We start from the raw sequence: 26,238 nt of genomic DNA, 5'->3' as shown, positions 1-26,238 counted from the left end.
CGCATGTGTATTTATCAAGGAGATCAAAGAGATCCGGCGTTCTGCCGCCGGTACCCTACCGGGCCGTGCGTCGGGGGTAACCCCGAGGTGCGAAGCGTCCGGGACACGGTAGCCTCCGTCGATAAGACGGGTGACCAAACCGCGAGGGGAGGTCGCGACTGCCAGCCTCGAGGCGGTCGGGAGCCGGGGTTGAAGGGCAAGGCTAACTCAGGTGAACCGCTGTCGAGCCGTCGTTACTAAGAACATGCCAAAGAGGCTGACCAGGCATGGACCAAAAGGTGGGCAGTCAGGTCGGGGCTTCCAATGTTGGCCCCGCGCAGATGTCGCGCTGCCGGCGGAGAGGCGGAGCCTAACCCCTTCGGGAATGGTACACATGCGAAACGTGGTAAGCCCGATCGCTCCCACAAGGACGGTGGACAGCGGCCCGCAAGGGTCGACCCGCGGGCGAGCGGGTAAAGGATGCCGGAGCAAGCGAAGGCCGATCCGTAATGGGTCGGATAGGGGTTCAAACTTTGCCCTACCCCGAAAGGGGGCAGACTTCCGGCGGGTCTTGACTCACGAAACACGCCCACGACAGGCTCAACCCGACGGGTTTCTTTAGACGATGATCGCCCTCGGCATCATTGAAGGCCCTCGGGATGGGACGGCGCCCTGGTTTGCCATCGACTGGACCAGGATACGTCGTCTCGTCGGCCGACTCCAAGCGCGAATCGTGAAGGCGGTCAGAGCCGGCAAGTGGCACCGCGTACGGTCGCTGCAACGCCTGCTCGCCAACTCGCTCGCCGCCAAACTCTTGGCGGTGCAGCGGGTGAGCTCCAATCGGGGCAAGAACACGCCGGGGGTCGATGGTGTGCTGTTGAATACCCCCGCGCGCAAGTGGCGACAAGCCCATCGGTTGAATGCAAGGGACTACCGGCCAAAACCGCTTAGACGGATCTACATCCCCAAGAAAAACGGAAAACGCCGCCCGCTCGGCATTCCGGTGCACGCCGACAGGGCCGAACAGGCCCTGGAGTTGCTGGCGCTGGATCCGGTGTCGGAAACCCTGGCCGACCCGTGCTCCTATGGCTTTCGCAAGGCGCGCGGGGCGCATGATGCGATCGCCGGGTGTTTTCTCGCCCTGTGTCGACGGCACAGCGCCGAATGGATTCTGGAAGGGGATATCCGGGCCTGTTTCGATGAAGTGTCACATCCGTGGCTCCTCGAACATGTCCCGACGAACCAAGGGAAGCTGCGGGGTTGGCTCAAGGCCGGTTTCATGGAACGCGGGGTCTTCCGTCCTACGACGCAAGGCACTCCGCAAGGGGGGATCCTCTCCCCGACGGCGGCCAATATGGCCCTCGACGGGCTAGAGCAGCGCCTGCGCGCGCGGTTCCACCCCCGTCACAAGGTCAACCTGGTCCGCTACGCGGACGACTTCATCATCACCGGCGCGTCCTCGACGCTGCTGGCCGACGAGGTCAAACCGCAGGTGCAGCAGTTCCTCATGGAGCGAGGCCTGGAGCTGTCCGAAGCGAAAACCCGGATCGTGCATATCGACGACGGGTTCGATTTCCTCGGCTTCAATCTACGCAAGTATCATGGAAAACTGCTCATCACACCGGCCAAACCCAGTATCGCGGCGGTCAAGGAAAAGGTTCGGGACATTCTGAAAGCAGGTGCGAGCCTGACGCAAGACGTCCTGATCCGGCGCCTCAACCCGGTCATCCGGGGCTGGGGACACTACTACCGCCATGTCGTGAGCAAGGAGGTCTTCAGCGACATCGATCACGCGATCTGGTGCATGACATGGAACTGGGCCAAACGACGACATCCCCAAAAAGGCCATAAGTGGCTCAAGGATCGCTATTATGCCCACAGGGACGGCCGAGACTGGGTGTTCACGGACGGATCGGTCACGCTCTTTCGGATGGCGAGTATCCCGATTCGACGCCATGTGAAGATCCGCGGCGACGCCAACCCCTACGACCCGCAACAGGCCGACTATTTCGTCGAGCGTCGCGGGCGTCAGCGGGGACGGCGACCCGTCGCGACTCCTGCATGGCTCGTGACGTGACGCGTCTCAGCCACCACCCCGTTGATCGCCGGGTGCTTCACGGTGCCTTTTCAAGGCTTGAGCCGTGTGCGGTGAAAGTCGCAAGCACGGTTGTGTGTCCAGCGAAGGCTGGCGTGTTCAGCAGGAGACAGTCCTGCCGGGGTAACAGTCAGGAGCCCCGTAGCTTGGATCGCAGGGTGGCGGGAGACCAAGACTCTGAAGCCGATCGACAGCACCTTCCTTGGGGAGGTGGCGAGTCACCAGGCCGTAACAACAGTGAACGCAATGATGGCCTCGACAATGCGTAGCTCCGAAGGCCGAGCCTGCAACCGTGGGGCGAAGGCAGCATGGCGGGTCGAAATCTGACCGAGACGATCCGACCACTTCGGCGGGGTGAGTAGCGACGGCATGGTGGCAAGGGCACGCTAAGCAACTGGAGAAGCCCGTCTCGCCCCGGGGCGAAATCCCCGGAGCAAGGTAGGTCTTATAACCGGCGACACCGGGAAGTGGACCGAAGGCGAGCGGGTGGCGGATGGGCGCGTAGTAGCGCTGAAGCGGGGTAATGTCCGTGGAGCGAAGGCGCCCTACTGTTGGCAATCCTTGAACAAGATGGGAGGCAGGGGCGAGATGACAACGACGCCCATCGATCTGCAAGACCTGAGGAAGAGGATCTACATCAAGGCGAAGGCTGAACCGGCCTGGCGCTTCTGGGGACTCTACGTCCACGTGTGCAAAGAGGAGACCCTGCACGCGGCCTATGCGATGGCGAAAGCGAACAACGGTGCCCCCGGCAGTGACGGGGTGACGTTCGCGGCCATCGAGGCGGCTGGCGTGGAGGCGTTTCTGAAAGGCATCCGGGATGAGCTGGTCATCGGAACCTACCGACCGCAACCGAATCGCCGCCGGGAGATTCCCAAGGGAGACGGGCGCATGCGCGTCCTGGGGATTCCCTGCATTCGCGATCGCGTGGTCCAGGGGGCGCTCAAGCTGATTCTGGAGCCGATCTTCGAGGCTGACTTCCAGGATGGAAGCTATGGATACCGACCCAAGCGCACGGCGCATCAAGCCGTGCAGCGCGTGGCCGAGGCCATTGTGAGCAACAAGACCTATGTGATTGATGTGGACCTGGCGTCTTACTTCGACACGGTTCGTCACGATCTCCTCTTGGGGAAGGTGGCGGAGCGGGTCCGCGATGATCAGGTCTTGGGCTTGCTCAAGCGTATCCTCAAGGCCAGTGGCAAGCGGGGCGTTCCGCAAGGCGGTGTGATCTCACCCCTGCTCAGTAACCTCTACCTCAACGAGGTCGACCGGATGCTGGAGCGGGCCAAGGAGGTCACCCGCAACGGACGCTATACCTATATCGAGTATGCCCGTTATGCCGATGACCTGGTGATCTTGGTCGATGGGTATCGCCGGTGGAACTGGCTCAAGGACGCGGCCTGGCGACGCTTGGTCGAGGAGTTGGCCAAGCTCGATGTGCAACTCAATCAAGACAAGACACGACGGCTGGACCTGAGCCGGGGAGGGGCATTCAGCTTCCTGGGCTTTGACTTCCGCCGGGCCAAGACTCGGCGCGGGGTCTGGGGCGCGCGTTACACGCCACGGATGAAGGCGCGTACCGCGATCCTACAACGCCTCAAGGACGTGTTCCGCCGCTACCGCTCGCAGCCGATCGATCGGGTGATCGCCTTGATCAATCCGATCCTCAGGGGGTGGGTAGGCTACTTTCGGGTGGGGCACTCCAGTCGCTGTTTCGGGTATGTCCAAGATTGGGTGGAGAAGAAGATTCGGCGCCATCTGATGCGCGCGCGGCAGCGTCAGGGCTTTGGCTGGAAGAGGTGGAGTAGGACGTGGCTATACGAGGTGCTCGGGCTCTACGACGGGTACCGAATCGGGCTGCGTAAGCCGAAAGCGCTCCCAGTGCAAGCGGTCTCATAACCCTGGATGTGAAGTCGGCAGGAAAGCCCGGTGCCGGAAAACGGCACGCCGGGTTTGACGTGGCGGGGGCTGGAAACGTGATCATGGGAGCCGGACTGAGGGCCAGCGCGAAAGCGCTGGAGGATCCACCGGACCCTAACCTCGGCGCGCCAGTTCTCGACCCTACCTTAGGGGGCGGGGTGACCGTAAGGTCACCCTGCTACCCGACTGGTCCGTCCCCGGTTTGCTCTCTGGTTTTCCCGTAGACGAGACTGCGCCTTAGGCGTACCGTTCCGTAATGCTTACCGTGATCGAGACCGCGTTGTTTCAGAAGCAGTGGCCTCTGTACTGAACCGAGGAAGAGCGTGGCAGCTTTTGTGCCTACGTTGCCGAGCATCCGAACACCGGTGATGTCGTTCCAGAATCCGGCGGCCTGCGAAAAGTACGCTGGCGACGAGAAGGCTCCGGCAAGTCCGGAGGCGTCAGAGTGATCTATTACACCCGCACAGTCGAGGGCGCGTTGATTCTTCTGACTTTGTATGCCAAATCGAAGACCGACAACCTCACTGGCCCGAAACTTAAAGAGATTCGCCGTGCACTCGAAGACTGAGCCCCTGAACGATGCAGAACTGGATGCCTACGAGGCCGAGCGCGATCTTGCAGCCGACCTACTTCAGGCCATCGGTGAAATGAAGGCTGGAGACGGACGCGTGGTATGGCCACCGGCACTGGCCGCGAGACAGGAAGTCAGGCTCTCTCAAGCGCAATTCGCCAAGCTTCTCGGGGTCTCGATTCGAACCCTGCAGGGTTGGGAGCAGGGGCGCAAGCAACCCAGCGGTGCCGCACGAACCCTACTCGCCATCGCTCGGCGTCATCCGGAGGTCCTGCGGGATGTCGCGGAAGACTTGCGCACCGCCGACTGATCTTTGGATGACGTTTGGCGGTCCGGTCCGGTTTCCTTCGTTTATCCGATGATCGCGGGAAACCGTGGTCCGTCCCTGGTTCGCCGCTCGCTCCGACTCGGCACAACCCCTGGTGCTATCTCCAACCGGTCACGAGCGGAATGGCATTTCCTTCATCCCCGGGGTCTGCCGATCCGCTGCTGCCCCAGTCCCTGATATCGCCATCAAACGTGATCCCAGCACCGCCAGCAACCTCAACCGTTTTACCTCTGGCAGAACCATATAGCCCCCCCCCCGCAGCTACCGAGACGTTCGCAAATGGGGCGTAAACATTTGCAACAAGCCTTGAATCGCCGTTAATAACTACTCCTTTACTGAACTCACTCGTGTCGGCATAGCTAGAGAACAGTGCGAATGTCGGTCGTCCGTCAGTTAGAGCACTCGTTGAAGGCATCTTTATCGCGCTTCCAATAACGGTTTTGCCCGTGGTAAATACAGTCAGCGTGCTACCGGATTCAATGACTATCCCTGGCCCGCCTCCAGTCCCAAGTGTTAGGTCGCCATTAACATATAACACCACATCTCCGCCCTTAACCGTTAGGGAACCGTTCGTCAGATCGAGCTTATTTGTTCTGATGACGGTCTCTTGGTTCCCGATTAGCTCGGTAGGATACCCGGTGCCTTTGTCGACCCACTTCTTTACGTTCCAGGTTTCATCATACGCCTTCAGACCTTGCGGTGATGCTTCCCAGTTAACAAGAGGATAGTTGCCAATCGCGACATTTCCGTTGCTAGGGATGGTATTAAGGCTTCCCATAACCTCGGAAATATCCAACGGATCACACTTGGGTGGGCTCACTGGTGCGTTTGGTGTAAGGGGGGCGATTGTAACGTTCCCCGCGACAAAATCGTCTGGGCTCATGTGCGACTTATTGGTTGTAACAGCATGCCCCGCGGCTGTGTTCCCTCCAACCCTAACATCGGTATGGTTGAACCGGACGTCATTACCTGCAGCTACGCTGCCGTCAACCCGAGCGCCATTGGTGAACGTTACATTCTGATTTGCCGAAAGACTGCCGGCAAAGGTCGCTGTGTTACTCACCGAAATACTTCCGGTGGTAAAAATGCCTCCGCCGTATGGTGCGTTTGCTTTGATAAGTACGTCGCCGCTCGCATGGATATCACCTGTCACCCAGGAGCTTCCATCCGTAGTGACCGCGCCTGTTGCAAATACATCTCCTGTAATCGGCGAATGTCCCGTTAGTTCAAGTGGGGCTCCGGGTTTGACCGTCATCACATTCGCTTTGCCGGTGGTTGAAGAAATGTTTCCGCTACCTTTAAGCTTGACACTTTCACACCCAATAATAGCGGCTTCGAACGGACCTGGGTTGCGTTCCTGTTCAATAACGCCCTTCTTATAATCAACAAATGTAAATGCAGACGCAACGGAAACTCCTGATGTTACGGAGTTTCCGAGAATCGCGACACGGATCGAGTCCGCCGAAAGGACGGCACTCCTTGTCGGGTCTAGCGCCCAGCGTCCCCATGGGTCTTCGCCTACAGGCTGTAATTCAAGCCCGTGCTCTCCGAGCAACGATGTGAGAGCGTCTTCTGTCGAAGGCCATGTCTTGCTCGGATTTGTTTGGTATTGCGCCGATATCCAATTGGAAAACTCAGCGCCACCGGCTTCGGCGGATAGTGCCGCAATCAATTGGTTTCGCTGGTTCGAAACCATCATTTCTTGAACATGGGTACCCCGCATAGCGGTCACGGTTACTAAACTCGCGACTGCGATAAGGATTAGTCCGATAATCAGGGCAGCACCGCGCTGCTGAGAGAAAGCTTGTGAAGGTTTCAACATTGTGAATCTCCTGAGCCATCAGCGCTGTGAAGCGCATCCTGCGAACGAACGCAAGATGAAGCCGGGGAACGAAGCGGATATTGCGACTATAATCCCCGACAACCTTGGGTGCAGATTTCAAGGTGGCGAATTCGGTCAAGGAACGACGCATTGAGCAGTAAAAACACAATTATTATTCGAGCAGGGCTTCGGGGAAGCCGAATCCCACTTAGTCTGACAGCATGCATTAGTGCAGGCTGCCGGATTGGCTCCCGTCAAAGCCACGGAGTTGGAATTCCCAGTCCTCTTACATCCGCAGTCCACAAAAGTTGGTTCTGGATCCGGACCCGGATCTGGATCTGGTCCCGGATCTGGGTCTGGGTCTGGGTCTGGGTCTGGATCTGGGTCTGGATCTGTTGGGTCGTCGCCTCTTAACTGCCGGAAAACGGCTGACCTCAGCGTTGCCACAAATTCGACGGGCCTTTCTGCTCCAAGCTCTATCCGAACACTTCTAACCGAGTCAATATTGGACACGTTTGAACGCACGGTATATTCGTCATCACTAATCCATCCGTTCGAGTTCGAATCAACTCCATAGGCAATTCCAAGAGATGAGGTTCCCTCGATGACCGAGGACGTTCCTTGTGGGGTTGTGCACAAAAGAACGCCGTTCGATTCGGAGAATGTATTGATCACCTGCGCAGACGCGACGGTCTGGCCCTGGCAATCCCGCACGTTCGGTCCGGCTGAAAGACGGATTACCAACTCGGAATCCGTTGCCAATGGATCTAGTTCTCCTTGGCGAACGACTCGCGACATCGTAAACGCAGCGAATCGATGCGCATCTTGTGCATTGTCGAGAGTCGTTTTCTCGCGATTCACGCTTTGATTTGAAACGAAAACACTTATAGCGCCTGCTATTATAAAAATTCCAATTGCCATTGAGATGAGGAGCTCAACGATGGTGAAACCTTTGCAAAATGATTTCTTAAGCGAAACGCCACTTGTCAAGATCATGGTTGCGCGCATCCACTCAGTTCCGGGAGAATCGCTGAATATTCAAAAGAAAGACGTTCGTTTCCGATCCTTTCGTCCCATGAGACGGTTACCGAGTAGACATTTCCGGAAACGTCGAGATCGCCTGCCCAGCCGGGGAGGCTAGATGAATGAACGGATCGCCAATCGTCCCTTATCGCATTCGCTTCCCCGGGAATAACACAAATGCCCGCCCAGAGACGCTCCACGAGGTCGGCTGATTGAATGGTTGCCTCAGATCGGTGATAGCTAGTCGATGAATATTGCAGTGACTTGAGTTGCAGCCCGGCTATTGATAGAAGTCCAATGGATACAACTACCATCGTTACTAGCGATTCAATCAGAGTGACACCTCGCTCATGGCGAGGCCCCGCGGTCGAGGGCAGTATGTTTCTCATGGTTGGCACAACTCGTAACTAAAACTTGTCTTGCCGCTTAAGGGTACTGTGAGACATCGGAATTCGCTGTCGCCGGAAAAGGTGAAATCCACCGAACCGCCGCTGACGATTTGGCCGGCATTGCCGTAGCTAATCGCGGCTCCTGCATCGAGGTTTGAAGTTAAAGTGACTGATGGCGCCAACGCGCTGTTTTGCCTTATGATCGATGCGTTGGATGGTTCCGTAACCGATGCCTCTCCTATGAAGACCATCCAGCCGGAAGACCAGCTACCACCGCAGGTATTGGCGTCTACAAGTGGGCATATGGAAACGACTTCGTTTCGGCGAATGGCCGTACTGCGCGCAAGTTGCAAGGTGGTGATAAGTTCATTGGTCGCGGATGTTACACGATTGCGTTCGATGAGACCCTGAAAGCTTGGAATGCCGAGTCCGAGCAAGATCGCAAGTATGCTGATGGAGAACAACAATTCGATCAGCGAGAAACCGTCGGCCTTCCTGTGCCGGTGTAGGCGTTTGTTCATTGCCAGCATCCGGCCGGAGTCGATTCTCCAATATGGGTTATTGCAAGCTGAGCGCAAGTTCTCCACTGCTGGCCGCTTTTGGGTGTCGCGGAAATCGTGAATGCTTGCTCGCCGCTGTTGGCTTCATCGACGGCGATGTCATAATAGTCTGTTACGCTCCGGGGTTGAAGCTCAAGAAATTCATCCAGTTCGCTGGGATAGGCGTTGTCCTTCGTGTACTCCCGCTCCATCCACTGCGCAGCTTCCAGGAGCACCATCTGTGCATCGGTCATCCTCGCCCGACGCACATGATCCTGATAGGACGGGTAGGCGACAGCCGCAAGGATCCCGATAATCGCGACAACAACCAGAAGCTCGATGAGCGTGAAACCCCGGCGGCAAGTCAATGGATCAGTCACGGCGGGCTCCGGAGCTTAGTGCATGGGGGAAATCGCGCAAGATATACGCCATGCCGGGCTTGTTTGTCGAATGTTCGAACCGCCGTGATGCTGCGGGGCCGGAGTAGACGTTCGGATGCGTCTGCTTGGGCGCCGGGCCGGGTCAGGCTGATGATTGCATCTTAAAGCGCCCACTTCGGACAAATTGGTCAGGATGCGACGTAACGCGTATTCGGGATTTCCGGCTCTCGGGTCACGTTGGTTTTAGGTGGGCAGCCGCCTCCGACGCAGAACGCAAGGCAGCTCAGTATGACCACTTCGCCCTGACCTGTTGTGATCGACGACACAGTTTCGGCTTCGGGCGCGTGGTCATCTTTCTTTTTGATCTGTGCAGTCCCTCGCGGATGCCGGAATCACCCGCTGCCATACTTCGAGTCGAGATTGGGGATCGCATCGGTTCCCTAGACGATCCCCCGGCAGGGGAGACCCCACGGCGTGAGGTTCTCCTCGGTCGGCAGGTTCCGCGGTCATCGGCCGCCGGACGACGATCGAACAGCGAGCGACCGCCATGATCAGATACTCACATCAACCGCCCCACCATGATCTCGGCGGCGAGCAGTTTCGGGAGGGAATCCCTTCTCCGACGGTTCCCGACGCTGCATCCGTTCATGGGCAGCACTCGCCCGGTACACCAAAACCCATCAGCCCTCGTCACTGGACCGAAGACAAGTGTCGGTGTCTCGATCCTGATGCCTGCGACTCGTGGGCATCCGAACCCCCCGGTCCCGGCGGCCGGAATCGGGCAGCCCGTAAACGCGGCTTCACCCTGATCGAGCTGATGATTACGGTCGCCATCATCGGGATCCTGGCCTCGATCGCCTATCCGAGCTACCAAGAGCATGTCCGCAAGGCCAATCGCGCCGATGCACAGTCCTTTCTGATGGATCTGGCGCAGCGCCAGCAACAGTTTTTGATGGACGCGCGTCGGTATGCGTCTTCGGTCGAGGAGTTGAGTGCTGCAGTGCCTGATCGGGTTGCGCAGTTCTACACCGTTGCGATCTCCGCACCTGCGGGTTCTCGGCCGACCTTTACGCTGACGGCGACGCCGAAAGCGGGTTCGATGCAGGTTCTGGACCTGGGCGGGGCGGTCTTGTCGCTGAATGAGGCGGGCGCCAAGGGTCCGAGCGGCAAGTGGTGATTCTAAGGGGTTTGAGATGAGAACACGATCGTCGCCGTTCGCCGCTCGCGGGATGCGCACCCATCCGGCACGTACTTCGGGCTTTACCTTGCTCGAGCTGATGCTGGTCATCACCATCGTCGCGATCCTGGCCGGGATCGGGGTTCCCTCCTTTACGCGCTTCATCGCCGACCAGCGTGTTCATGCCGCGGCGAGCGATCTGCAGGCGGCATTTTGGCGGGCGCGGTCGGAGGCGATCCGGCTCAATCGGGATGTCGTCCTCGTGCCGTTGATTGCCGATGACGGCTGGGAGTCCGGCTGGAAGGCCACCAGCGCGGCGGTGCCTGGTGTCGAGCTGATCCGGCGCGATCCGGTGACGGCGGTGACGCTGAGCACACGACAGGCGGACGTGACCTATCGTTCGTCGGGGCGTTTGCGCGGGCAGACCGTCAGCGCAGCCTTCGAGGTCGCGTCCAAGAGCGACGCCGGGGCGAAGAAGCGCTGTGTTCGGATCGAGCCGAGCGGTCAGCCGACGATCAGGGACGGAGGCTGTTGACCATGCGCGGGGTGCGGCACATCGGCGGCGCGGAATGCGGATTTACCTTGCTCGAGGTCTTGGTGACGGCGGTGATCATCGCGGTCGGTTTGCTCGGCCTCGCGGGACTTCAGGCGAAGATGGCCGCAACCCAGATGGAAGCCTATCAGCGTGCGCATGCCTTGGTCCTGCTCGAGGACATGGCGGCGCGGATCAACAGTCGGCGCAGCGCTGCCAAGAAGGGGGGCTATGCGGCCTTGGGGACGATGACGGTCGTGGGCTCGGGCGACGGGTTTGATCCGGCGCAAGGGTGCGAGCAGGTTGATCTGACCGCGCGTGATCTCTGTGAGTGGAGCCGTGCGCTCAAGGGTGCGGGAACGACCGACGACTCCGAGGCGTTTCTCGGCGCCATGATCGGCGCCCGCGGGTGTATCGAACGGCTCCCGGACGACCCGGTGACCTTCCGCGTGAGCGTCGCCTGGCAGGGTCTGAGCGACACGCTCGCCCCGAAACTGACCTGCGGGCAAGGCGCCGACTATGGGTCCGCGGGCAGGCGTCGGGTGCTTGCGGTGCTGGTCACCTTGGCCGATCTAAACTGAGGCCGGTAGACATGTCCGCCACGCCAAGCCGTCGAGACGAGATCAAGCGCCGAATCGGCGTTCCCGACCACCCCGGGTTGAAACCTGCCGGAATGCCGATCCGTGCGCGCCGATCTTCTCGATCCCACGATGGCGAGTATCGTAGGCGCGGAACGGGCTCGCCTGGGTTCACCCTGATCGAGCTGATGATCGCGATGACGATCGGTGTATTCCTGCTCGGTACGCTCGCCTTGGTGCTCTCCAACAACAGTCGAACCCGTTACGAGATCGAGAAATCCATCGGCCAGATCCAGAACGCGCGCCACGCGATGCAGATGATCACGGACGATATAAGCAACGCGGGGTTCTATGGCGAAGCGCTCATACCCGCAGGCGCGGCGCTGCCGAGCCTCTGTCCGACGGCGGCGAATCTCGACGCGGCGCGTGCTTATCCGGTTCAAGGTGCGGACAACATCGCCGGGCTGCCGCAGGCCTGTGCCGACATCGGCGTGGTCTTGACCGGCAACGATCTGGTCGCGGTGCGACGCACCAGCACCTGTGCCGTCGGCGACCTCGATTGCGACGCCTTTGTGGACGGTCTGCCGCATCTTCAGCAGCCGGCGTGCTCGGCCGACTGTTTGGATCCGCCTCATTGTTCTCCCTGGATCAGAACCACCCAGGCGGCACTGACAGCCCGAGTACGTTCCTGCACGGCAGGCGCTTATGCCCCGATCTACCGACTCTACAGCCGGCTCTATTATCTGGCGCCGAGCAACCGGCCGAACGACGGTATTCCGACGCTGAAACGGGCCGACCTGACGGCGAACGGCTATGCCGTCACCCCGATTGCGGAAGGGATCGAGCATTTGCATTTCGAGTACGGAATCGACAGGGACGACAACGGCGAGCCGGACGAATATCTGGACGGCATCGTCGATGCGGGCGACTGGCAGGACGTGGTGGCCGTCAGGGTGCATCTCTTGGCGCGCAATGCATCGCCGACGCACGGGCACCTGGACGATCGGATCTATCACCTCGGTGACGAGGTCATCGAGGCGCCGGGCGATGCCTATAAGCGCCAAGCCTATAGCACCACCGTTCGCTTGAACAATATTGCGGGCAGACGGGAGGACGTGCGATGAATGCTCATTCCGTGTTTGTCGGTCAACAGCGCGGCGCGGTTCTGGTGATCGCGTTGATCATGCTCCTGCTGACGACCCTGATCGCCGTCTCCGTCTTCGATATGGGCAGCAGCAATCTTGCCGTGGTCTCCAATCTCGAGAACAAGCGACAGGTCGAGAAGGCTGCCGAGGCGACCCTGGAGGAGGCCGTCAACGACTTGCCGCTCCTGATCGAAAGTCTCTCGCCCGAAAGCCCAAAGGCCGTCTTCTTCTGCGAGGGCAAGAAGAATCACAAATGCTTCGATATCAACGGGGACGGCTCCGACGATATCGAGGTCGATCTCGCGAATCCCGTACCGAGCTGTATCGGGATGACGCCCATCACGAACAACCAACTCGACGCGACGGACATCAATGACCAGGGGTGCTTCATCGGTACACAGCAGGTCGGTGTGGTGGGCGGTTCGGGGTCAGGCGGTCAGTCGTTGTGCTCCGGGTCTGTTTGGGATCTGAGGGCACGCGCGATCGACCTCTCATCCGGCGCGCAGGCCCGTATCCGGCAGGGCATCAGTATCCGCGTCTCGAACAACGATATTGCCACCGCGTGTCCATGATGGCTGTCGTGGAGATTAACCATGTTTAATTCCGTGCGTTTAGGTCATGTCACAGGACTCGCGATCGCCATGCTTCTGGCGTGTCCAGCGATCTTTGCAGAGGATATCGATATCTTCGTCGGCGGGACGGGGGCCCAGACGGCCAAGCCGAATATCCTGTTTGTTTTGGATAACTCGGCCAACTGGAGCCGCAACGATCAGCACTGGTTGCCGAAAGGGACAAAGCAGGGACAGGCCGAAGTACGCGCGATCAAAAAAGCGCTCGGCGGACTGACCGGAAAAGTGAACGTCGGGCTCATGATGTACGCGACACTGGGAAGCGCGAATGACAATGCCTATGTGCGGCATGCCATCAAAGAGTTGAACTCCACGAACCAGGGTGTTCTGAATTCCAAGCTAATCCATATCGACGACAATATTCTAACCAAGGAGGAAAGGCGGCAATCGGGCCCGAAGTATGGCTATATGATGCATGACGTTTACAATTACCTCGCGGGGGAAAGGGCTCTCGACAACGGAGTTGGGACTCCGACTGGCGTCGACTTCGCCGACCCCAGTGGATACCAAACCGCGTACTCGCGGTTTCGCTCCCCGCTCACGACCGCGGACCTCTGTACCGACACCTATCTGGTCTTTATCGGGAATCCGCAGAGTAGTGGTCCGTCTACCGACGATTCAAGTAATTCAAATGCGTTGTCCGCGCTGGTGACCGCCGCGGGTGGAACGCCGGACCGTTTGGCCGGCTCCGGCAGCGGAACACCGCTTCCGATCCCGAAATTCACGCTCAACAGCCAAACGGAGCTTGAGAGCCTGGGTTTTAGTGAAGCCTGTTACAATAACCAGAATAGCTGCACATCCGCAGTGAGTGCGGCCGGCAGTGATTGTTTGAACGCGGGATATTCGAGCTGCGTCTGTCTTTCGGAAAAGAAAGTACCGTCGGATGTGAAGTGCGGCAACCAAGACCAATACATGGTCCAGGGTACGATCCTCAACGAGACCATGGTGCCGACCGGGGACTTTGATACGATCAAGGGCGCGGCTTGGAACCTGGATGATTGGTCCAAGTTTTTCTATACGCAGGGTGTGCCTATTCCGGGTGCGGCGGAGTCCGATCCGCGCGCCCGCATCATTACCTATACGATTGATGTCTTCAACAAGAAACAGAACAACGATCATACCGGGCTTTTGATGAGCGCAGCGAAGGTCGGCGGCGGAGGCTATTTCTTCGCGCGTAACCAGGATACGCTCGAGGCGGTACTGGAGACTATTATCTCCGAAATCATTTCGGTCAACTCGACCTTCGCGTCGGCATCCTTGCCGATCAGCGCGACCAACCGAGCACAGAACGAGAACCAGGTCTTTATCGGAATGTTTCGCCCCGAGCCTTATGCGAAGCCGCGCTGGTACGGCAATGTCAAGCGTTATCAACTGGCGCGTTTCGACACGGGGATCGACCTTGCCGACGTCGATAAAAAGCGTGCGGTGAATTTGCTCTCCGGGTTCGTCGCCGAGTGTGCGTCGAGCTTTTGGACGACGGAATCGGTCGACTATTGGGCAGACTTGGGCGTTGTCCCGGATCCAAGGGGGCAGTGCGCAACGGCGGGCGGTCCTTATTCGGATCGACCGGATGGACCCTTTGTCGAGAAGGGTGCCGCCGGGCAGATGCTGCGCCGCTCCAATATCGCGAATCGCAAGGTGCTGACCCTATCGGGCTCGGCGCTGGTCGCCTTCAATGCCTCGAACAGCGGGCTTGAGCCGGATCTTGTCGACTATTCCCGCGGCATGGATGTCGATCTGATGGATAAGACCAACAAGCAGACGGATCCGCGCCCGACGATCCACGGCGATATCGTGCATGCGCGGCCGTTGCCGATCAATTACGGCGGCAGCGCCGGTGTCGTGGTCTATTACGGAACGAACGACGGGATGCTGCGGGCTGTCGGTGCAGAGAACGGCGCTGAACGCTGGTCGTTCATCGCGCCCGAGCATTTCGACAAACTGGCGCGTCTGCGGGCGAATGCACCGATCGTGGCTTACCCGAACCAGGACCAAGCGGCCAATCCTTTGCCGAAGGATTATTTCTTTGACGGCTCGATCGGACAGGTCGTGCATTACGACGACGCGGATCTTCTCGACAGGGCTTGGATCTTTCCGACGATGCGACGCGGTGGGCGGATGGTCTATGCGTTCAACGTCACCACGCCGGACGCGCCGTCCCTGATGTGGCGTGCCGGGTGTCCGAATGTCGGCGACGATAAGGATTGTGCGGGCAGCTTGACCGGTATCGGTCAGACGTGGTCGATCCCGAACGCCGGCTTTGTTGAGGGGTATGCCGGCGGCGCGAAACCGGTGCTGGTGATGGGCGGCGGTTACGATGCGTGTGAAGATGCGGACGTGACGACCCCGAGCTGCGCCAGCAGCAAGGGGCGCGCCGTCTTTATCCTGGATGCCGAGACCGGAGGGGTGTTGGCGACCTTCCCCACCGAGCGGCCCGTTCCCGCGGATGTCAGTCTAGTGGACCTGGATTACGACGGCTTTATGGATGTCGCCTATGCCGCGGACACGGGCGGCAACCTGTATCGCATCAACTTTATCGACCCGGTCACGGGCGGCGCGCTGGCGCCGGACGCTTGGCAGATCCTCAAGGTGGCACGGACTCAAGGCGGCTCGCGAAAGTTTCTCTACGGACCTGCGGTCATGGCGTATCGCAACATGGTCTATCTGGCCTTGGGATCGGGTAACCGAGAGCGGCCGTTGGAGACCAATTACCCCTATACGTCTCGTGTTCAGGATCGCTTTTACGTGTTTCTCGACAGGCCAAGGGAGGATCCGGCCGATGTGGCAACGGGAACCTATCCGTTCAATCTGGATGACGTGAACCTCATGCTCAATCAAACGGTGAATCCCGGATGCGACGCGGCCGGCGTGGTTACGGATACGGTGCAACGGGGCTGGTTCATGGATTTCCCGAACCGCGGTGAGCAGACGGTGACGAATGCGATCATCGTTGCCGGCATGGCGACCTTCAGCACCTCCCGACCCGGCGGAGCGGCTGTCGGGGTCTGCGCACGGCCGATTGGCATCGCCGCCGGCTACTGGGTGAACCTCTTCAACGGTTCAGGCGCAATCGGGGTGGCCGAGACCTGCGGCGGGACGCGCTCTCGCGAACTGGTCGGCGGCGGCCTGCCCCCGGCACCCGTGCTCGCAACCGTGCCGATCGACGGCAAACCCACCATGGTCGTCATCGGCGCGCCCCCACGAGACGGCTCCACCGGCACACCCATCAGCCCCCAGGAGATCAAGCCCGCCATCACACACAAACGCACCCGCCTCTTCTGGAGCAGCGACGTCGATCGCTAAGCACCCCGAAACGTAGGATGGGTAGAGCGAAGCGAAACCCATCCTTCAAGCTCCAACATTGCCGGTCAGGAATCGCTAGAGCTCAGCGAAACCCATCCTTACAAACTCCAACATCGCCGGACAGGAATCGGTAGAGCGCAGCGAAACCCAACCCGCGCAGCCCACCGGATCGAATCCGCTCAGGCTCAACTCTCCTCCAAATCCAGATCCTCCAGATCACCACCGCCCCAATCCTCCGAATACACGCCCAACCGAACACAACGATGGAACGACGAATAAGGCCAATCCTTAACCCTGTCGACAAAACCGTGTTTCACCGGATTGTAATGAATATAGTCAAACCTTGTGGCATAACCTCGATCGTCGCGGACCGTATGCTCCCAGAAACGTCTTTGCCAAACGCCTCGCTCGTTCTTTCTGCGCCGGCTCGCGGTGATTATTTCATCTGCCGGAATTGCCGTTGAAAAGGCTGATTTGATCTGTCGCCAACGGAGACTGTAATCGCTGTCTCCTTCCGGCAGGGACCAGAGACAATGGAGATGCGAGGGCAGGATCACGATCGCATCGATCTCGAATGGGTGGCGGGTGCGGACAGTGCGAAAGGCGGAGCGTAGAGGGTCGATGTGATCGGTGAGGAGGGTTCCTGCGTGATCTGCGAGGCGGAGGGTGAAGAAGTAGACGACTCCGGGGACTCGGCAGCGGCGATAGTTGGTCATTCGGGGTGTTTCGTGTTGAGCGGGGCGGGGAGTGCTGGGGTTGGGTAAGTATACACGAGGTGGTGTTTTTTGTGGTGGGGTTGCTGGGTTTCGCTGTGTTTTAGTTGTTTGTGCGTTGGCGCGGGGAGGATGGGTTTCGCTTCGCTCTACCCATCCTACGGTTTGTGTTGTTATTGGGCGCGTTTGGCGGCGCGTTTTTCGTCCCATTCGGTGAGGAGGTCCCAGGCGACGGGGACGATGAAGAGGGTGAGGAAGGTTGCGGTGGCGAGGCCGGTGACGAAGGTGGATGCCATGGAGCCCCAGATGACGGAGTAGCTGGGGATGCCGAGTGCCATCGGCATGAGCCCCAATGTCGTGGTCAGGGTGGTGAGGACGATGGGGCGCAGGCGCAGGCGCACGCCTTCTCGAATGGCGGCGTGGCGGTCGAGTCCGTCGCGGTAGCGTTGGTTGATGAAGGCGAGCAGGACCAGCGAGTCGTTGACGACCACGCCGGTGACGCCGACGATGGCGATGAAGCTGTTGATGGTGAAGAGCGATTGGGTGACGACCTTGCCGAAGACGATTCCGATGATGGAGAACATGACCGCTGAGAGGATGATCAGCGGCTGGGTGTATGACTTGAACTGGGTTGCGAGGATGAGGTAGATCAGCAAGACGGCGAGGCCGAAGGCGCGCGCGAGACTGTCGAAGGAGCGTTGTGTTTCTTCGAATTCGCCGCCGAACACCAGTGTAGCCCCGGGGTAAAGGGCGCGCAGCTCCGGATACTGAGCACGCACCCAGGCGGTGACCTGAGCGGAGGAGATGGCTGCGCCGGAACGGATATTGGCCGTGACGGTGAGGCTGCGTTGGCGTTGATAGCGTTTGAGCTCGCCGGGCTGGACCTCGGCGATGGGCTGGACGATGTCGCGCAGCAGGACCGGTCCGGAGGGGTGCTCGAGGACCGGGATATCGAGCGCGGCTTCGGGTGCATCCAGGTAGGCGGGGTCGACGCGGAGTTTGAGGTCGACCTCTTCGTCGCTCAGACGGTACTTGCCGATGTAGCGCCCGTCCAGGACCGACGCGGCCATGCGTGCCGCATCACCCGCAGTGAGGCCGAGCTCACGCGCACGCGACTCGTCGACGGCAAGCCGAAAGACACGCGAGGGGACGCCGCGATCGTCCTGAAGATCGACCAGATCGGGGCCGAATTCGGGATGATCGCGCAGACGCTGCAACAGGTCCGCACTCAGGCCCCGCACGGACGTTTCGCTCGATCCTGCGATCTGGATGTTGACGTCCTTGCCGGTCGGCGGGCCGTCCTTCTCGGCGCGGACCCGGATCTTGACCCCGGGCTCGGCGAACTGCTCGATCAGGCGTTCGCGCATCCGGTCGAGATGCGCGAGCGGGTCGTCGAAGGCTTGATCGGACTTGCTCGGCAGCGCGACCATGACGGTGCCCAGATGACGGCCGGGCTCGTCCTCGTAGTCCTCGCTGACGGTGAAGCCGGCGAAGCCTGCGGCTGAGCGTGCGTAGCCGGGGCCGTCGGCCATGATGAAGCTGGCGATCGCCTTGACGCGCTCGTGGGTCTGCGCGATCGGTGTCTCGGGCGGGCCTTCGACGAAGGCGTAGTAGGTGGTGTAGTCGTCCGGGAAGAACTGAATCCGCACCAGGGGTGCAATGCCGGCGATCGAGACGCCGAGGACGGCGATGGCTGTGATGAAGGCTACGAGCACCACGGAGAGGCTCAGCACCCGAAAGCGCATGGTGACCCCGATCAGGCGCTCGGTCATGCGCCGCAGAAGGCGCATCAAGCGGTTCTCCCGCTCGATCTGTTTCGCGCTTTGACCGGCTGCATGTGCCTTCGGACGCGGTCCGAAATCAAGGTAATGCAGGGGTAGGATCAACAAACACTCGAACAGCGAAGCGACGATGGCGAAGCTTACGGCCTTGGGGATGAGCGCGAAGAACTCGCCGGTGGAGCCGGTCATGATGAGCATCGGCAGGAAGGCCGCAACGGTCGTTGCGGTCGCGGAGATCACCGGCCAGGCGACCTCCGCGGTGCCCTCGATGATCGCTTGCTCGATGGGTTCGCCGTCCTGGACATGCCGGTAGATGTTCTCCACGACCACGATGGCGTCGTCGACGATGATCCCGGAGACCAGCACGAAGCTGAAGAGGGTGATCTCGTTGAGCGAGTTGCCGGTCAACTGCATCAGAACGGCGGTGACCATGAAGGAGAAGGGAATCCCGACGGTGACCAGGCCGGCGTTGCGTATCCCCATGAAGTACCAAAGGATCAAACTGACCAGCAGGATCCCGATGATCATGTTCCAGCCGAGGGTCTGGATCGACTCCTTGATGTAGGTCGTTGAATCCTGGGTGAGGACGACCTCGATCCCTTCCTGCTCCAAAAGGGGCGCGACCTCTTCGAGGATCGCCTCGGCCGCGGCGTAGATCTCCATGGCGTTGCCGCCCTTGGCCTTGAGCAGACGCAGGGCGACACCGTCCTTGCCGTCGGCGGAGGTGATGACGCCCGGGGTGCGATAGCCGAGGGCGGCGTCCGAGATCAGGTCGTCGACGGTGACGAAGGAGCCGTCGGCGTCGCTGCGCACCACGGTGGACACGACCTGATCACGCGTGCGGAAGCGCTCGTCCACACGCACCATGTACTCGCCGGTGCCGTCGCTGAAGTCGCCGGCCGGGAGGGTGACGTTGGCGTCCTGCAGGGCCGCGGCGACCTGATCCAGGCTCACGCCGTGTGATTTGAGCTTCCAGGGATCGAGAAAGAGGTGGAACTCGCGACGCTGCTCCCCGTCGAGCTTCACCTCGGTGACCCCGGGGATCTGGGCCATGCGGATCTGCAGCTCTTTGGCGATCAGCGACAGGGCGCGGTTGGAGCGATCGCCTACCAGGTTGACCGCGACGACCGGGAGCCAGAAGGAGGTGCGGATCAGGTCGAAGCGCGGCGGATCGACGCCCTCGGGAAAACGTTCGAGGATGCTGAGGACCCGAAAGCGCAGCTCGTCGTAGAGCGCGCCGTAATCGGTATCGTCGCGAAACTTCACGACCAGGGTCGAGCGCTCGCGAACCGAGTTGGCGCGGATGAACTCGACATGCTCCAGCCCGTCGAGCGCCAGCTCGATCTCACGTGTCACCAAGGCTTCGACATCGCGCGGGGAGGCACCCGGATAGACCGTGGTGATGATGACCTTGCCGAAGTTGACCTCGGGATAACGCTCGGTGGGCAGGGCATCGAGCGCGAAGACGCCCGCGACGATCATGAAGACGAACAGCAGGTTGAAGAGAACCCGCTGCCGTAGGGTGAAGCGAACGACGGCGCGCACGGCTCAGCGACTCCCGACCATGCGAACCCGATCGCCGGGCTTCAGCCCCCGGGCCGTGACCCTGACTAGATCCGGGTTCAGCGCGTCGGGTCCGAGCGGCAGCGCCGAGACCCGCTCCCCGCTCTCGCGAATGATCCAGGATTCCTCGTAGCTGGAGTCGATCGCGGAGGGCGGGAGACTGACGGCGCCCGTGGCCTCGGGCAGGCGCAGGCGCAGACGCATGCGCAGTCCGCCGCGGGCAAGTTCGACCCTATCGGTCAGGGCGAGCTCCACGGCGATCTTGCGGGTCTCGGGGTCGAAACCGGGGTTGACGCGGTGGATCCGCGCCGGGATGGCACGATCGGCTGTGTTGCCGACATCGATGGCCTCGAGGGCGAGATCCGAGCGCGTCTGCTCAAGGGCAACGAATTGCTCCGGGGTCAGCGCAAAGGGGACTAAGAGGGTCGAAAAATCCGCGGCACGTCCGACCGTTTCGCCGCCGCGCACCCATTGTCCGAGCTCGACATTGCGAGCGGTGACCGACCAGCCGACGGGGGCCGAGATGGTCGCGCGCACGAGCCGCTCTTGGAGCATGCGCCGTTTGACGTCCAGCGCTCGCGAGGCATGGCTGTTGTCGCGCAGGGACTGCTCGAGCGTATCCAATTGGGAGGCCGAAGCGCTGTTTTGACGCACCAGCTCCCGAAAACGGGTGACCTCGCGTTGATCGTAGTCGACCTGCGAGCGCAGACGCTCCTCTTGGACGGCGATCTCTTCGAGATCGAGCTGCAGGAACGTGGTGTCCAGTTGAGCGAAGCGGCCGCTGTCGTCGATCCGGTCGCCGACATCGGCGAAGAGCACTTGGACCCGTCCGTCCGTTTCCGCGACTAAGGGTGCTTCGGCGAGGGCGCGGGTGAATCCCACGAGTGCGATCTCGCGCATCGCGGGGACCGCGGTGACCAGGGTCGGCTCGGAGATGTCGGCGGCGACACCCTCGAGTGCGGCCATCAACAGAAAAGCCGCGGACGCGGCGAGTCGACGAACGCTCATGAGACGTGCGATTTCCGCAGACAGTATCGCGTCGGCCCCCGGCCCGAAAGGGCACCGCGGGGGGTCGAATCCGGTTCGCGCTTCACAAACTCTCTCCTGCCGTGTTCGTCACTGCGGCCATAAAACGGAATGTGGCGCAGAGCGCCGCGGGGCATGCGTGACACCGCGGAGCGGGTGTCACGCGCTTTTGCTAGGTTTTGGGTGGCCGGTCGAAATAACGAGGCCCTCCAGCCCCTGTTTGCCCTCTCGGGTTCCCCAACCAGACGCGAAACTCCGGCCGCACGCCCAGGTACGCCGACTTCAGTCGGCACCCAGGGTACGCCGACTTGAGTCGGCACCCAGGGGGCGGACTTCAGTCCGCCGCGGTGGCGCGCTCGGGCGACTGAAGTCGCCCGTCCCCGGGAGCCGGATGAATCCGGCGTACCCGGGCAGCCGCGGGCGTCGAGCTGAACACTGCCGATGTGGCCGAAACGATGATCGAGGCCAATGCCCCGACGCCATCGGACTCGCCGACGACGCTCTGATGAGCGGATCGGGTGCAGCGCCCGGTCGAGCGCGGCAGGCTCGGAGAGCCCTAGTGTATACCGAGCGCACGTGGGTTTTTCGCCGCATCGCAGGCCCCGCGCACGCCGGGCCTGCGTTGCGCCACCTCGCCGAGGATGGGCTACGCCTCGTCGGTGGGTCTTGGCCCCGATCCGCGCGGAACTCACCCTGCTTTCCGAAAAACTCACGGGCGCACGGTATACAATCGCGTTCGACAACAATGATGAAGAGACTTGCAGCGCCCGGGAGACATCCGCGTCGACCGGGCGAGGCGGGCGGAGGGGCACTTGAACCGAAAGTCCGATAGCGCGATGCCGGGATCCGGCGGAGGTGTTGTGCAGCCCGGGAACCGCTCGACGGTCCGAAGGCCCTCGGCGCGTGTCGCACGCAACAAGCATCGCGGCGATCGGCGTTCGTCACGGCGCAGCCGCTCCGTTTTCGGTTGGTTTTTCGGATTTCTCGGCGTCTTGGGCGCGCCCCTGCAACTGCTTGCATTGGGTCTGCTCGGCGCCGGTATCTTCGTGTCGGTCCATGCCCCGGAGCTTCCGAGTGTGGAGAGTCTCCGCCAGGTCAAGTTCGAAGAGCCGCTGCGGGTTTTCAGCAGCGACGGGGGGCTGATCGCCGAGTTCGGCATCGAGCGCCGCCGGCCGGTGGCCTACGAAGACATCCCGCCGCTCGTGGTCAACGCCTTTCTCGCGACCGAGGATGCGCGCTTCTTCGAGCACGGCGGGGTGGATGCGATCGGCATCGGCCGCGCCTTGCTGAGCTTCGCCTCCACCGGCACCAAGGCCCAAGGCGGCAGCACCATCACCATGCAGGTGACCCGCAACTTCCTACTCAGCTCGGAGAAGACCTTTCAGCGCAAGCTCGCCGAGGTCTTGCTCACGCTGCAGGTCGAGCGGACCTTGACGAAGGATCAGATCCTGGATCTCTATCTGAATCAGATCTTTTTCGGCCATCGCGCCTACGGCATCTCAGCCGCGGCCGCGCTCTATTACGACAAAGAGCTTGACGAGCTCACCCCTGCCGAGGCGGCCATGTTGGCGGGCATCCCGAAGGCGCCGTCCAGCAATAACCCCGTCACCAATCCCGAGCGCGCTCTGGAGCGACGCGACTACATCCTCTCGCGCATGCTCGAGCTCGGTCAGATCGACCGGGAGGAGTACGAGATCGCGGTCTTGACGCCCGATATGGCCCGATTGCATCGCCGCCAGCCGGATCTCGATGCAGGTTACGTCGCGGAGATGGCCCGACAGACGGTTGTTCAGCATTACGGCGAGGAGGCCCTCAGCCAAGGCTTTCGGGTGACGACCACGGTCGATGCGCGGTTGCAGCGTGCCGCGCAGGCAGCGGTGCGCCGGGCGTTGCGCGATTACGACCGACGCCACGGCTATCGCGGCGCCGAGGCCAAGATCGACCTCGACGGCGCGACGGATGCCGACATGGACGCCTATCTCGAGACCGTCACGCGGATCCCGGACCTCACGCCCGGGTTGGTGACGCGCGCCTCCAGCGGCGAGGCGGAGATCTACATCGGGTCCGGGCGTCGCGTCGCGCTGGGCCTCAAACAGATGGCCTGGGCACAGGAGTTCCGCAACGCGAATTGGCGCGGCCCCCGGCCGAGACGGGTGACGGATGTCCTCGCGGTCGGCGATCTCGTTCGACTCCTGAATGACGGGGCAGGGCAAGACGGGACGAGGCAGGACGGGACGGGGCAGGACGGCGAGGGACTTTGGGAGCTCGGGCAGACGCCGGGCGTCTCCGGGGCCTTGGTCTCGATCGCGCCGCAGGACGGTGCGGTGCGTGCCTTGGTGGGGGGCTATTCCTTCAATGCGAGCAAGTTCAACCGAGCGGTCGACATGCGCCGTCAGCCGGGGTCGAGCTTTAAGCCCTTCGTCTTCGCCGCGGCGCTTCACGAGGGCTGGACACCGGCGAGTCTGATCAAGGACGAGGCGGTGCAGCTGACCGGTCGGCAGGACTGGAACCCGCGCAACTCCGATCGCAAGGAGTTGGGGCCGATCCGGATGCGGCGTGCCTTGGCGCTCTCGCGCAACCTGGCCGCCATCAATCTGCTGCAGAGTGTCGGTTTGGAGGATGCCCAGACCTACATCCGGGCATTCGGATTCGATCTGGATGCCATGCCCTTGGGTCTTTCGATGGCGCTGGGGACCGGCGAGATGTCGCCGATGAAACTCGCCGAAGGCTATGCCGTGTTCGCCAACGGCGGTTTCCACGTGACACCTTATTTCATCCAGCGCATCGAGAGCGGCGACGGGCAGGTCCTGTTCGAGTCGCGCGCACCGCGATCCTGCTCGGACTGTTGGTACCGCTACGGCGATGCGTCCGCACGGGTGCAGGGCCTGGAGGCCGGTCCTGCGGCCTCGCAGGTGATCGACCCGCGGATCGCCTATCAGATGACGTCGTTGCTGCGCGAGGTGATCGAGACGGGCACGGGAACACGTGCTAAAAACATGAATCGCAAGGATATCGTCGGCAAGACGGGCACGACGAACGACGTGCGCGACTCTTGGTTTGCAGGCTATCAAGCCGACTTCGTCACCGTTGCCTGGATGGGCTTCGACGACTTCGAGAAGCTCGGCCGAGGCGAGGAGGGCGGCCGGGCGGCGCTCGGGATGTGGGTCGATTTCATGGGCGCCGCACTCGAGGATCTCCCGATCGCGAAGCTGGATCCGCCTCCCGGCATGGTGCAGGTGCGTGTCGACCCGACCCGCGGGACCGAAACCAAGGCCAAGAGCGGTATTCTCGAGATGGTGAACGAGGAATTCAGCAAGGCCCTGCTCGGCCCCGAGCCGGTCAGGATCGCCGGCCCGACCAGACCGGCCGATACCTCCGTGCGCCGATCCGCGCCCCGGGTGATGGACGACCTGTTCTAAGCCTAAACCGCGTCCCGAACCATATTCGATGTTTGGTGTGGACCTCAACGGTTTTGGAATTCAAGAGGTTGGATCTGGACGCGGTTTAGAAGATGAAAGAAATACAAATTCACGAACTGCCTCCGCACGCGCCGTAGGGTAAGCGCAGTAGGGTGGACAAGCGCAGCGCAGTCCACCAGCGCCGCCGCGGGCTTTGGTGGACTTCGCTCTCGCTCGTCCACCCGACCGAATGATCAGCTTGGGAGGGTGGGTTTCGCTGCGCTCTACCCATCCTCGTGTTTCGGTTTTTGAATCTTTTGATTCTTGAACCGCGTCAACCGCCGAGGTTGTTGGATCCGAGACGGCCGGAGTTCATGTCACCCAAGCACATCGCTCCAGACGCGGTTCAGTGCCGGTTCAACAGGTCATCTGTGCCATCCTCGGTTGTCTCTGCAGCTTCATGAAATCATCGCGAAGGCTGCGTAAACGCTTGTTCAAGCGATCCTGTTGGCTGGCGTCGAGGGTCTTGCCGAGGCTGACGAAGAGCTCGCCGATCCGCTCGCCCAGGACTTGTCCCCCTTGCTCGAGATCCGGCGGCAGATCGCTGAAGTCGACGAGCCAATCTGTGAGGAAGCGCTTGATCTCGGGCTCTGGGGCCTTGCCCCGGATCAGCGCCATCAAGCGCTCTCGTTTGGCGGTGCGATACTCGACCAGGCTTGCCTGGGTGTCGGGCATGCGTCCGGTCACGTCCATGACGATCGCCTGTTGCTCCGCATTCAGCCGGCCGGTCCAGTCCTCGATGGATTTGACGTAGCGTCGGGCGCGTTTCTCTTTCTCGCGCGTGGTGCTGCGCTCCGCAATCTCGGCGCGATCCTCGGCCGCTTCTTTGCGGAAGCGCTCGTCCAGGCGCTCGATCTGTGCAGGGGTCAGCTCGGCCAGAAGCGGTGCGGCGAGGTTCACGGCGAAACGCGCCTGGCGCCTGTAGAGATCTCGAAATTCGCCGGTGAGGCAGGCCATGTTGCTCGCGTCGAAACCCGCCTCGCTGGCCGCGAGGATGTGATCGAAATAGGCCGCGAGATAGGGCAACTCCTCGGCGCGATGACGGGTCAGCTCGGCGCCGAGAAGGGGCTCCCAGCGCTTGAGCTGAGCCTGCTCCAGGTCCAGGTAGTCTTTGGCATAGGTCTTCACGAGAAAATCGCCGGTGTTGTAGGCGATGCCGATACGGCTGCATCCCGCGAGCGTGAGGGCGATCGCGACGAGGGCCGCGGCGAGGCGGATCGGGAGAAAGATTCGGGGCATATCGAGTGTCGTCTGATTGAGGTTGATTTGGGTCGAAAGACAGCGCAG

At 61.2% G+C, this 26,238-nt stretch carries 20 protein-coding genes and 1 pseudogene; 12 read left to right on the top strand and 9 right to left on the bottom strand.

What is annotated here, in order from left to right; genetic code table 11:
• The first annotated feature begins 604 nt into the window (after nt 1-604).
• The 4 genes from ltrA (BDD21_RS21140) to BDD21_RS21125 all read left to right on the top strand — a co-directional run bounded on the left by ltrA (BDD21_RS21140) (nt 605) and on the right by BDD21_RS21125 (nt 4,875).
• Nucleotides 605-2,056 carry a group II intron reverse transcriptase/maturase gene (gene ltrA / locus BDD21_RS21140; protein WP_120798846.1) on the top strand — a complete coding sequence of 484 codons (1,452 nt, stop codon included), beginning with the start codon at nt 605-607 and terminating at the stop codon, nt 2,054-2,056.
• Nucleotides 2,057-2,662: 606 nt separating this feature from the next.
• Complete coding sequence (ltrA, locus tag BDD21_RS21135) at nt 2,663-3,973, top strand: group II intron reverse transcriptase/maturase (RefSeq protein WP_170164696.1); 1,311 nt, start codon at nt 2,663-2,665, stop codon at nt 3,971-3,973.
• Between the two features lie 412 nt (nt 3,974-4,385).
• Nucleotides 4,386-4,562: a type II toxin-antitoxin system RelE/ParE family toxin gene (locus BDD21_RS28805; protein ID WP_281269189.1), complete on the top strand. Its 177-nt coding sequence runs from the start codon at nt 4,386-4,388 to the stop codon at nt 4,560-4,562.
• The gene (locus tag BDD21_RS21125; protein ID WP_120798845.1) at nt 4,546-4,875 is read left to right on the top strand and encodes a helix-turn-helix domain-containing protein; all 330 of its coding nucleotides are present in this window, start codon (nt 4,546-4,548) and stop codon (nt 4,873-4,875) included. Before BDD21_RS28805 ends, BDD21_RS21125 begins: the two co-directional genes overlap by 17 nt.
• A 115-nt stretch (nt 4,876-4,990) precedes the next feature.
• Here BDD21_RS21125 and BDD21_RS21120 read toward each other — a convergent pair whose 3' ends face one another.
• The gene (locus tag BDD21_RS21120; protein WP_120798844.1) at nt 4,991-6,715 is read right to left on the bottom strand and encodes a pilus assembly PilX N-terminal domain-containing protein; all 1,725 of its coding nucleotides are present in this window, start codon (nt 6,713-6,715) and stop codon (nt 4,991-4,993) included.
• Between the two features lie 308 nt (nt 6,716-7,023).
• Between BDD21_RS21120 and BDD21_RS28800 the strand changes: the two genes are divergently transcribed.
• Nucleotides 7,024-7,209, top strand: coding sequence for a hypothetical protein (locus tag BDD21_RS28800; RefSeq protein ID WP_245969726.1), 186 nt, complete (start codon nt 7,024-7,026; stop codon nt 7,207-7,209).
• 400 nt (nt 7,210-7,609) lie between these two features.
• On the opposite strand, the pseudogene BDD21_RS29275 reads toward BDD21_RS28800, so the two are convergent.
• The 4 genes and pseudogenes from BDD21_RS29275 to BDD21_RS21100 all read right to left on the bottom strand — a co-directional run.
• Nucleotides 7,610-7,711 (bottom strand): annotated as a pseudogene (locus BDD21_RS29275) (prepilin-type N-terminal cleavage/methylation domain-containing protein); the annotation flags it as partial.
• On the bottom strand, nt 7,708-8,127 hold the full coding sequence (locus BDD21_RS29270; protein WP_120798842.1) for a type IV pilus modification PilV family protein: 420 nt from the start codon (nt 8,125-8,127) through the stop codon (nt 7,708-7,710). The pseudogene BDD21_RS29275 and the gene BDD21_RS29270, both read right to left, overlap by 4 nt.
• Entirely contained in the window at nt 8,124-8,648 is a 525-nt protein-coding gene (locus tag BDD21_RS21105) for a GspH/FimT family pseudopilin (RefSeq protein ID WP_170164852.1), read from the bottom strand. Before BDD21_RS21105 ends, BDD21_RS29270 begins: the two co-directional genes overlap by 4 nt.
• On the bottom strand, nt 8,645-9,046 hold the full coding sequence (locus BDD21_RS21100; RefSeq protein ID WP_120798841.1) for a type IV pilin protein: 402 nt from the start codon (nt 9,044-9,046) through the stop codon (nt 8,645-8,647). Before BDD21_RS21100 ends, BDD21_RS21105 begins: the two co-directional genes overlap by 4 nt.
• A 547-nt stretch (nt 9,047-9,593) precedes the next feature.
• Here BDD21_RS21100 and BDD21_RS29075 point away from each other — a divergent pair.
• The 6 genes from BDD21_RS29075 to BDD21_RS21070 are packed head-to-tail and all read left to right on the top strand — an operon-like array spanning nt 9,594 to nt 16,410.
• Complete coding sequence (locus BDD21_RS29075; RefSeq protein WP_120798840.1) at nt 9,594-10,223, top strand: type IV pilin protein; 630 nt, start codon at nt 9,594-9,596, stop codon at nt 10,221-10,223.
• Between the two features lie 16 nt (nt 10,224-10,239).
• The gene (locus tag BDD21_RS21090) at nt 10,240-10,758 is read left to right on the top strand and encodes a GspH/FimT family pseudopilin (RefSeq protein ID WP_211335117.1); all 519 of its coding nucleotides are present in this window, start codon (nt 10,240-10,242) and stop codon (nt 10,756-10,758) included.
• 2 nt (nt 10,759-10,760) lie between these two features.
• Nucleotides 10,761-11,336: a type IV pilus modification protein PilV gene (gene pilV / locus BDD21_RS21085; RefSeq protein ID WP_120798838.1), complete on the top strand. Its 576-nt coding sequence runs from the start codon at nt 10,761-10,763 to the stop codon at nt 11,334-11,336.
• Between the two features lie 11 nt (nt 11,337-11,347).
• Complete coding sequence (locus BDD21_RS21080) at nt 11,348-12,457, top strand: PilW family protein (protein WP_120798837.1); 1,110 nt, start codon at nt 11,348-11,350, stop codon at nt 12,455-12,457.
• A complete protein-coding gene (locus tag BDD21_RS21075; RefSeq protein WP_120798836.1) occupies nt 12,454-13,050 on the top strand; it encodes a PilX N-terminal domain-containing pilus assembly protein in 597 nt (198 codons plus the stop codon). The genes BDD21_RS21080 and BDD21_RS21075 overlap by 4 nt, the downstream gene beginning before the upstream one ends.
• A 21-nt stretch (nt 13,051-13,071) precedes the next feature.
• Complete coding sequence (locus BDD21_RS21070) at nt 13,072-16,410, top strand: pilus assembly protein (protein WP_120798835.1); 3,339 nt, start codon at nt 13,072-13,074, stop codon at nt 16,408-16,410.
• Nucleotides 16,411-16,595: 185 nt separating this feature from the next.
• Here the strand turns inward: BDD21_RS21070 and BDD21_RS21065 are convergent, their stop codons facing one another.
• The 3 genes from BDD21_RS21065 to BDD21_RS21055 all read right to left on the bottom strand — a co-directional run bounded on the left by BDD21_RS21065 (nt 16,596) and on the right by BDD21_RS21055 (nt 21,475).
• Complete coding sequence (locus BDD21_RS21065) at nt 16,596-17,126, bottom strand: REP-associated tyrosine transposase (protein WP_120798834.1); 531 nt, start codon at nt 17,124-17,126, stop codon at nt 16,596-16,598.
• 170 nt (nt 17,127-17,296) lie between these two features.
• Nucleotides 17,297-20,449 (bottom strand): efflux RND transporter permease subunit, encoded by a 3,153-nt coding sequence (locus BDD21_RS21060; protein ID WP_120798833.1) that lies wholly within the window; start codon nt 20,447-20,449, stop codon nt 17,297-17,299.
• 3 nt (nt 20,450-20,452) lie between these two features.
• Nucleotides 20,453-21,475, bottom strand: a complete 1,023-nt coding sequence (locus BDD21_RS21055) for an efflux RND transporter periplasmic adaptor subunit (protein ID WP_120798832.1) — start codon at nt 21,473-21,475, stop codon at nt 20,453-20,455.
• A 1,010-nt stretch (nt 21,476-22,485) separates the two neighbouring features.
• Here BDD21_RS21055 and BDD21_RS21050 point away from each other — a divergent pair.
• Nucleotides 22,486-24,912 (top strand): penicillin-binding protein 1A, encoded by a 2,427-nt coding sequence (locus tag BDD21_RS21050; RefSeq protein ID WP_342769613.1) that lies wholly within the window; start codon nt 22,486-22,488, stop codon nt 24,910-24,912.
• A gap of 396 nt (nt 24,913-25,308) precedes the next feature.
• Here BDD21_RS21050 and BDD21_RS21045 read toward each other — a convergent pair whose 3' ends face one another.
• Entirely contained in the window at nt 25,309-26,190 is an 882-nt protein-coding gene (locus BDD21_RS21045) for a DUF6279 family lipoprotein (RefSeq protein WP_120798831.1), read from the bottom strand.
• Between the last annotated feature and the right edge of the window lie 48 nt (nt 26,191-26,238).

Origin of the sequence: Thiocapsa rosea (assembly GCF_003634315.1) — a bacterium.
Taxonomy (GTDB): domain Bacteria; phylum Pseudomonadota; class Gammaproteobacteria; order Chromatiales; family Chromatiaceae; genus Thiocapsa; species Thiocapsa rosea.
Note: the sequence above shows the minus strand (reverse complement) of the source record. Positions and strands in the feature narration are given on the sequence as shown.